At 67.4% G+C, this 9393-nt stretch carries 4 protein-coding genes and 1 pseudogene; all 5 read left to right on the top strand.

The genetic code is table 11. From position 1 onward, the window contains the following. On the top strand, positions 1–819 hold an 819-nt coding region (locus FBZ87_RS27550; RefSeq protein WP_145613777.1), incomplete at its 5' end, for a site-specific integrase. A 920-nt stretch (positions 820–1739) separates the two neighbouring features. Next, positions 1740–3416, top strand: coding sequence for an ATP-binding cassette domain-containing protein (locus FBZ87_RS27545; protein ID WP_145613776.1), 1677 nt, complete (start codon positions 1740–1742; stop codon positions 3414–3416). Beyond that, positions 3413–5605, top strand: a complete 2193-nt coding sequence (locus tag FBZ87_RS27540; RefSeq protein ID WP_186455027.1) for a peptidase domain-containing ABC transporter — start codon at positions 3413–3415, stop codon at positions 5603–5605. Before FBZ87_RS27545 ends, FBZ87_RS27540 begins: the two co-directional genes overlap by 4 nt. Then, on the top strand, positions 5605–6930 hold the full coding sequence (locus FBZ87_RS27535) for an HlyD family type I secretion periplasmic adaptor subunit (RefSeq protein WP_145613774.1): 1326 nt from the start codon (positions 5605–5607) through the stop codon (positions 6928–6930). Before FBZ87_RS27540 ends, FBZ87_RS27535 begins: the two co-directional genes overlap by 1 nt. A 140-nt stretch (positions 6931–7070) precedes the next feature. Then, a pseudogene (locus FBZ87_RS29410) lies at positions 7071–9393 on the top strand (hypothetical protein); the annotation flags it as partial.

Raw genomic sequence — 9393 nt, 5'->3', positions numbered from 1 at the left:
GACGAAATCTGTCTGCGACGGCTCAGCGCCCTTTCGCCCCAGGATATCGCTAGCTACCGCGATCGTATGCTGGCCTGCGACTACGCGCCCGCCACTGTGGTGCGGCGGCTCAACCTGATCGCCACCGCGATCGCCCACGGCCGGCGAGAATGGGGCATGCACCTCCCATCCAATCCCGCCGAAGCGAAGCTGACCGCCCGCCCCAAGGGAGCCGACCGCAAGCGCGGGCGGCGCCTGCAGCCCGCCAGGGTCGAGGTGACGTATCAGCGTGATCCGGATACCGGCAATGAGGTCGAGCTAAGCCACCACATCCCCGCCGAGGAGGAACGCCTGATGGCGGGACTGGCGGCCAGCAAGCACGGAGCCTGGCTGGTGCCCATGGCCAAGTTGGCGCTGGAAACGGCCGCGCGACAGGGGGAGATCTGTGCACTGGACTGGAGCGACGTGGATCTGGCGAAACGCGTCATGACCATCCGCGGCCTGTCGGGCGACGGCTCAAAGAACGGTGAAATCCGCAAGGTGCCGCTGTCCACCGCGGCGGTGGACGCCCTCCGCTCCTTCCCCTCTTACGGAAACAAGAATGGGCCTGTGGTGGGAGAGGACCAAAGGCTGCTGAAAGTGACCTTTGGCCACGTTGTTGACCGCGCCGGCATCGCGGACCTGACCTTCCACGACCTGCGGCACGAGGCCACCAGCCGGCTGGCCAAGATCTACACCAACCCGCTGGAGCTGATGCGCATCACTGGCCACAAGACGCTGTCGATGCTGGCCAGATACTACCACGCGGACGCCGAGGAACTGGCGCAGCGGCTCGCTTGAGGCAAGCGCGCATGGCAGCGTGGTGCCGCCTGGGAGGCAGTGAACCGGCGTTCGACGGCCGTGAACGGCTGTTCAAGGGATGTGAAACACCGTTCATCATCAGAATCGTCGGGATCACGCCCCGGCACATGGTGTAGGGACGCATCCGCCGGGTCGGGCCAAGCAAGTCGTGAAAGAACCTTTGCTTCCCGGCCGGCACTGGTGGCGGCGACCCGCCGCTGGCACTTTGTCTCCGCGCTGTACCGGACGGGGCTTCGGCAGGCTGGCCTTGGCCATGCTGACTCCGGTCCGCTCATGGACGCGGTCGACCTGGAACGAACCGCAAATCCTCTGCTTCTTATCAAAAGGAAAGTCCCGACCACGGCCGCATTAACAGAATGTGAACGCGAGGGAAGTATTAACTCCTAAGTATAGCCTATCCTGTAGCATTAATTTTGCGGCCAAACAGACCGCATACCCACTTTTCGACCATTCCACTTTTCTCATTTCAATCACTTCTGCCCATACCTGCGTAATCACGGCCAGTCGAGACAAGTCGATTTCGAGAATTAGCAAAAAAATCGTGATCATTCGAAACGGCCGCATTGTGGTATACTTACGTAGCCATCCCATAAATCTTCTTTCCGAAACAATGCTATAGGGGCAGGCGGCGCCCCAGGCTGGGGGCCGTCCCATATCCACTCCTGTGCAGCTTGCCGGCAGTCTCGGCCCATGGAGTGCGGCGTTTTAATGCGCAACACCGACGTCTGGATTGTGACGCCGGGTACAATCACGCGGACACAACTTTTAATTTTGCAGCTACATCACCTTTTGAATAGGGTCAAGTATTTGCCGATATCTGGCAAATACCAATACAATCCAAAAAATGGCATTTAACACTTTTTTAAGTTACACATAATCAGGATGCGCCATCGAATCAAATGGTGAAAACCATGAGCAGAACCGCATCAGTATCCATGAATTTTGGCGGCGTTAAGATTCCACATAACGCCTATATAATGACATCAAGCATCACGATTAATATCCTGTCCTTGGCGATGCCGATTGCCTTGCTACAGGTATATGATCGTATTTTGCCGAACCATACCATTGATACGATGTTCATGTTGGCGGGCGGAATTGTTACCGCGTTGCTGATGGAGCTGTTCCTACGAATTGCACGGCAGCGGATTTTCAGTACGCGTAGTGCCCAGTATGAAATATCCGAAAGTCGCCGCGCCATTTTTCATCTGCTGGACAGCGATATACAGGCGTTTCAGACGCACACCTCCGGCGCGCACATGGAAAGGTTGAATTCCATCGCGTCTTTACGGGATTTCGCGTCAGGCCAGATCATGGTCAGCCTGTACGACATTCCCTTCGTCGTCATCTACCTGGGCATCATCCTATACATCGGCGGCATCCTGACCCTGGTGCCGCTGGTCAGCATACTGGCCATCGTGCTGCTGGCCCTGCCGGCCATCCGCATGGCGCGCACCTCGCTGCTGCGCGTGGCGGAGGCGGAGGACAAGCGCCTCAGCTTCATCATCAGCCTGTTGAGCGGCATCCAGTCGGTGAAGGCCATGGCGCTGGAGCATCCGCTGCTGCGCCGATACGAGAAGCTGCAGGAGCGTCGCCTGGGCGAGAACCGCAGCGCCGAGCTGTCGGCCCAGCACCTGGGTGAGATCGGGCAATGCGTGGTGCAGGTCGCGGGCCTGCTGACCGTGGGCTTCGGCAGCCTGCTGGTGCTGCGCGGCCAGCTCAGCGTCGGCGGCCTGTCGGCCTGCGTGCTGCTGGTCGGCCGCGCCCTGTCGCCCATGCAGAACATCCTGCAGCTGTGGTCGCGCCTGCAGCAGGCCGCCATCGCCCGCGAACAGATGGACGCCCTGTACGCCATGCCGCGCGAACGCCACGCCATGGGCACGGCCGACGCCAACCAGACGCAGCCGCGCATGGTCCTGTCTGGCCTGTCCTTCGGCTTCAAGCCGGAACAGGAGGTGCTGAGCGGAATCGACCTGGAACTGAGCAAGGGCGAGATCATCGCCCTGGTGGGCCCCAACGGCAGCGGCAAGACCACCCTGCTGTCCCTCATGGGCGGCTTCTACCAGCCCAGCCGCGGCCGCATCACCCTGGACGGCCTGGATCTGGACCAGTACGACCCGGAATCGGTGCGCGAGGCCATCGCCTTCCTGCCGCAGCAAGAGATCCTGTTCCGCGGCACCATCACCGAGAACATCACCCTGTTCCGGCCCGAGTATGACGAGCTGGCCCTGGTGGCGGCGGAGCGGGCGGGCATCTCCGACCTCATCCACGCCCTGCCCCACGGCTTCGCCACCTTCGTGGGCGACGGCGCCACCGAGCCCCTGCCCCGGGGCCTAGCCCAGCGCATCGCCGTGGCCCGCGCCCTGATCCACAAGCCGCGCATCATCCTGTTCGACGACGCCAACTCCGCCGTCGATGACGAGGGCGACCGCCACCTGTTCGGCCTGATGAACGAGCTGCGCACCGAATGCGCGCTGGTCCTGGTCAGCCACCGGCCTGCCGTCCTGAAGCTGGCCGACCGCATCTACCGCCTGGCCGACGGCCAATTGGATCGCACCCTGGAGTTCGCATTATGACGCTTCTCCTCGACAGCGGGGCGTCCCAGCGGGACCCCATGCTCCGGCCCCCGGCCCTGCCGGTGCCCGCCGCCACAGTCAGCGTGAACTGGACCGAATTCCTGGACCCGCTGGCGCAGTTGCTGAACCGCCATGGCTGGTCCGGCTCCCGCCGTCAGATCCTGGAGGCGCTGCCGTCCGAGGCGCGGGCCAACCCCATGGCCGACCTACGCGACATCCTGGGCCGCCTGGGCTACGTCAGCGCCCTGCACACCGCCGATGGGTTCTCCCTGGATGATCTGCGCCGCATCGCCGGACCGGCAGACAAGGCCGTGGGCGTCATGCTGCACATTCCCCTGGGTGCGGCCCCCACGCTGGTTGAGGTGCTGGAGAACCGCTTCGTCGTGACGCGGCCGCAGGCCGAGGCCACGCCAGCGACCGCCGGGGGCGACGACGCCCTGCCCGCCGGCACGCTGGTGACCGTGCGCCCCGGCACCCTGCCCCACAGCGGGACGGAACGTCAGGGCTGGCTGCGCAGCCGTATCGGCGAAAGCACGCCGCTGATCTTCGCCAGCATGGCCCTGACCCTGATGGCCAACCTGCTGGCCCTGGCCAACCCGCTGTTCGTGATGACCGTCTATGACAAGGTCATCGCCGCCAACACCCCCTGGCTGCTGGTACCGCTGGGCATCGGCGCCATCGGCGCCTCCCTCTTCGAACTGACCATGCGCCGGCTGCGCAGCCACACTATGGCTCATGCCGGCGCCCGCCTGGGCTATGTCGTCGGCAACGCCGTGTTCGGCCGCCTCTTGAGTCTGCCCAGCGCCCTGACCGAGCGGGTCAGCATCGCGGCCCAGGTGGCCCGCGTGCGCGACATCGACCGGGTGCGCGACCTGCTGACCGGCCCGCTGGCCCAGGCCACGCTGGACCTGCCCTTCATGTTCCTGTTCATCGCCGCCATCTTCGTGCTGGGCGGCTGGCTGGGCCTGGTGCCGCTGGTGGCGGTCGGCGTCTATGGCCTGCTGGCTTTCGTGGCCAACGCCGTCACCCGCTATCGCGTCACCCAGGCCGCCGTGGCCAATTCCCGTCGCCAGGAACTGACGCTGGAGATCATCGAGCGCATGCGGTCCATCCGCACGCTGGGCCTGGTGGACATCTGGCGCGACCGCTACGACACCGTGGCCCGAAACGCGGCGGAAGCCAATCTGCGCTACGGCCAGGCCTCGGCCACCACCAGCACGATCAGCCAGATCCTGGGCACCATGACCGCCCTGGTCACCCTGGTGTTCGGCGTGCATCGCGTGCTGGCCGGCGACCTGACCACCGGCGGCCTGATCGCCAGCATGATGCTGATCTGGCGCATGCTGGGGCCCCTGCAGGCTGCCTTCATGGCCAGCGCCCGGGTGGGTCAGATCCGCTCCTCCATCCGCCAGATCGAGACCCTGATGGCCACGCCGCCGGAACGGTCGGAAACGGTGCGACCGGACCGCGTGGCCGAGATCCAGGGCCGCGTCTCCTTTACCCGCGTCACCTTCCGCTATCACCGTGAGCCGGAGCCCATCCTGGCCAACGTCGGTTTCGAGGTGGCGCCGCGCGAGGTGGTGGCCATCGTCGGCCGCTGCGGCGGCGGCAAGTCCACCGTACTGAAGCTGATCAGCGGCCTATACACGGCCCAGGGCGGCTCCGTCCGCATCGATGGCCGCGACATCCGCCAGTTCGACCCCATCCAGCTGCGCCGCTCCATCGCCTTCGTCACGCAGGTGCCGCAGTTCTTCCAGGGCTCTCTGGCCGACAATTTGCGCCTGGCCGCTCCCCTTGCCAGCGACGCCGAGTTGATCGACGCCCTGGACCAGGCCGGGGCGCTGGACACGGTGAAGGGCCTGAAGGACGGGCTGGACACCTGCTTCGACATGCACTCCGCCCCCCTGCCCACCGGCGTGCTGGCCCGCCTGTCGCTGGCCCGCGCCTACCTGCGCAACACCCCGCTGGTCCTGCTGGACGAGCCCATCAGCGGCTTCGACTTCGAGGGCGAGTTCGCCTTCATGTCGGCCATCGAGATGCTGCGCCAGCGGTCCACCGTCTTCTTCGCCACCCACCGCCGAGGCCACCTCGGCATCGCCGACAAGGTCCTGATCCTGGAGAACGGCACCACCCGTTACTTCGGGACCGCCGAAAAGGTTCGCGACCGTATTCCGAGAGGCATGATCTGATGCGCGCCGTAGCCCTGCCCAACTGGTTCCGCCTGCCCGAGTTCGCCTCCGACGAACTGGTCACCGACCCCGGCATCTCGCCCCTGACGCGCAGCACCATCCTGGTGGCCGGCCTCTGCCTGACGGCCGCCATCGCCTGGGCGGTGCTGACCCCGGTGCACGAGGTCGCCACGTCGTTCGGTGAGATCGTCCCCTCCCGCTCGGTCCAGGTGGCCCAGCACCTGGAGGGCGGCACCGTCGCCGAGATCCTGGTGAAACAGGGCCAGCTGGTGGAGGCCGGCCAGCCCCTGGTGCGGTTCGAGGGGGCCACCACCCGCTCCAGCCGCGATCAGTACACCGCCCGGCGCATCGCCCTGCAGGCGCAGATGGAACGGCTGCAGGCCTTCGCCGAGGACCGGCCGGCCGACTTCGCGCCTTATGCCAGCCAGCCCGACGTGGTGGACAACAACCGCCAGCTGCTGGCCGCCCAGATCGAAGCCAAGAGGAACCAGCGCGCCGTGCTGGCGAACCAGGGCCAGCAGGCGGCCGCCTTGCTGACCGCCAGCAAGCTGCAGCTGGCCTCGGTCATGACCGACCTGGACATCGCCGAGCATAAGGTTCAACTGCGTAAGGATCTGGTGGAAAAGGGGCTGAACTCCAAGCTGAACCTGCTGGAGGCGCAGCGCGACCTGGCCAGCGCCCAGTCGGAGAAAGCCCGCCTTGAGGGAGTCATCGCCAGCACCCAGCACAGCCTGGGTGAGAACAGGTCCCGCCTGTCGGAGTTGGACGGCCGCCTGCGGCAAGAGGCCCTGGACAAGCTGGAGACCACCGGCGCCCAGCTGGCGGAACTGAACAAGCTGATCGAGGGGCAGGAGGACCGGGTGGACCACCTGGTCACCGTGGCGCCCGTGCGCGGTATCGTCATGGAACTGCCGGTCAAGACCATCGGCGGCGTGGTCGCCCCCGGCGGGATCGTCGCCCGCCTGGTACCCGTGGATGACGAGCTGATGGCCGAGGTGCGCGTCTCCACCCGCGACATCGGTTTCGTCCGTCCCGGCCAGCCGGTGAAGGTGAAGGTGCAGGCCTTCGACTACGCCCGCTACGGCCGCATCGACGGCACGCTGGACACCGTTTCGCCCACCACCTTCATGGACGAGCAGAAGAACCCCTACTACCTGGCCCGGGTGAAGCTGGCCGCCTCCTACGTCGGCCATGACAAGGAACGCTATCAGGTGGTGCCCGGCATGACGGTTCAGGCCGACATCACCACGGGCGAGAAGACGGTATTTCAATACCTGCTAAAACCCATCTACACGACAGTGGACAGCGCCTTCCATGAGCGCTGAGCCCGCCACCTGACGGCGGATCCTGGAGCGGCCTCGACACCGCCGCCCCCGCGACCGCCCCGCTTTCTTCGCCTCAACGACCGCGAGCGGATGCCCGGCACCCGTCTCATTCCGGCCCCCTTTATGACGGGAACACCGCCATGGCTCAGCAGAGCGACAAGTCGTCGTCGAACGCCAAGACCCAAGCCCTTCGCGACCAAGCCGCCACGCAGCAGAACAGCCGGCCATTGAAGGCGCTGGAACGGCCGGGCGCCGACACGGCGCGGGACCCACGCTCCGAAAGCGGTTACCTCAGTTCCGTCCATAACGGCAGCCAGCTGGAAGGCGGCGCCAGCACCGTCCAGGCGCCGGCCACCGGCGCCTGCGCCAACAACGTCACGGAGACGGCGGCCCTGTCCAGCACGGCGCCGTCGCTGCAAGAGAACACCACCGACCTGATCTCCAGCGGCGGCACCAGCAGCGGTGGCGGCACGTCCTTCCTCGGCGGCGGCGATACCCGCGGCGACCCGGTGGGCAGCGGCGGCACGGCGCCGGCCCTGACCTCCTCCACGGCCGCCCCGGCCCAGGCCCGCGCCACCGTCCTGCCCTCGACCGCCACACCGGTCCACGCCGAATCCGCCCCCGCCGTGGCCGCCCCGTCCAGTCAGACCAACACCCAGCAGACCGCGCTGGACAGCACCAACACGAACACCAGCACCACGACGACCAACACGGGCACGAATACCGGTGCCGGCACCGGCACTGGGACTGGGACTGGGACTGGCACGGCGACCACGACCAGCCCGTCCACGGGCGGCACGTCCACGGGCGCCACGTCCCCTGGAACGTCGTCGGGCTCGTCCTCCACCGGCGGCACCGCCTCATCCGGCACCGACGCCGGCACAACCAGCGGGGGCACGACCAGCGGCGACACCAGCACCGGCGGCACGGACCATGCCGGCACCGCCAGCGACGCCTCGACTGGCAACACCACCACACCGTCCACCGGCACGAACACGGGCACGGGCACCCAGGCCGGAACCGGCAGTACCGGAACCGGCGGCACCCAAGCTGGCGGCGGCAACACGGGCACCGGCTCGACAGACCCCACCACCGGCAGCGGTGGCACGGGCACCACCCCCACCGATCCCTCAACCGGGACTGGATCGGGCGGCACCGACCACAGCACTGATCCGACCACCGGCACGGGCTCCAGCGGTGTCGAGGCTGGCGGCGGCAACACCGGCTCCGGCTCGACCAACCCCACCACTGGCAGCGGCAACGGAACCTCCCCCACCGATCCCTCAACCGGGACCGGAACCGGCGGCACCGACCACGGCGCCGATCCGACCACCGGCACGGGTTCCGGCGGCGTTGAGGCCGGCGGTGGCAACACGGGCACCGGCTCAACCGACCCCACCACCGGTGGCGGTGGCACGGGCGCCACGCCCACCGATCCCTCCACCGGGACCGGTTCTGGTGGGACCGATCACGGCACCGACCCGACCACAGGCACCGGCTCCGGCGGCACCCAGGCTGGCGGTGGCAACACCGGCACCGGCTCGACCAACCCCACCACCGGCAGCGGTGGCACGGGAACCTCGCCCACCGATCCCTCAACCGGAACCGGCACGGGCGGCGCCGACCACGGCACTGACCCGACCACCGGCACAGGCTCCGGCGGCACCCAGGCTGGCGGTGGCAACACCGGCACCGGCTCGACCAACCCCACCACCGGCAGCGGTGGCACGGGAACCTCGCCCACCGGTCCCTCAACCGGAACCGGCACGGGCGGCGCCGACCACGGCACTGACCCGACCACCGGCACAGGCTCTGGCGGCACCCAGGCTGGCGGTGGCAACACCGGCACCGGAACGACCAACCCCACCACCGGCAGCGGTGGCACGGGAACCTCGCCCACCGATCCCTCAACCGGGACCGGCTCGGGCGGCGCCGACCACGGCACTGACCCGACCACCGGCACGGGCTCCGGTGGCACCCAGGCTGGCGGCGGCAACACCGGTACCGGCTCGACCAACCCCACCACCGGCAGCGGTGGCACGGGAACCTCGCCCACCGATCCCTCGACCGGGACCGGAACCGGCGGCACCGACCACGGCACCGATCCAACCACCGGCACGGGCTCCGGCGGTGTCGAGGCTGGCGGCGGCAACACCGGTACCGGCTCAACCGACCCCACCACCGGCAGCGGTGGCACCGGCACCACGCCCACAGATCCCTCAACCGGGACTGGCGCCACCGACCACGGTACTGACCCGACCACCGGCACAGGTTCCGGCGGTGTCGAGGCCGGCGGTGGCAACACCGGCTCCGGTTCGACCAGCCCCACCACCGGCGGCGGCACGGGCACCACCCCCACCGATCCGTCCACCGGAACCGGAACCGGCGGCACCGACCACGGCACTGATCCGACCACCGGCATAGGCTCCGGCGGCGTCGAGGTTGGCGGTGGCAACACCGGCA

It is taken from the genome of Nitrospirillum amazonense (assembly GCF_007828035.1).
Taxonomy (GTDB): domain Bacteria; phylum Pseudomonadota; class Alphaproteobacteria; order Azospirillales; family Azospirillaceae; genus Nitrospirillum; species Nitrospirillum amazonense.
This window is presented reverse-complemented; position numbering and strand designations above follow the sequence as displayed.

Excerpts from the sequence above, each read along its gene's own strand:
- FBZ87_RS27540 (WP_186455027.1), top strand. The coding sequence starts at position 3,413 with ATGACGCTTCTCCTCGACAGCGGGGCGTCCCAGCGGGACCCCATGCTC.
- FBZ87_RS27535 (WP_145613774.1), top strand. The coding sequence starts at position 5,605 with ATGCGCGCCGTAGCCCTGCCCAACTGGTTCCGCCTGCCCGAGTTCGCC.
- FBZ87_RS27545 (WP_145613776.1), top strand. The coding sequence starts at position 1,740 with ATGGTGAAAACCATGAGCAGAACCGCATCAGTATCCATGAATTTTGGC.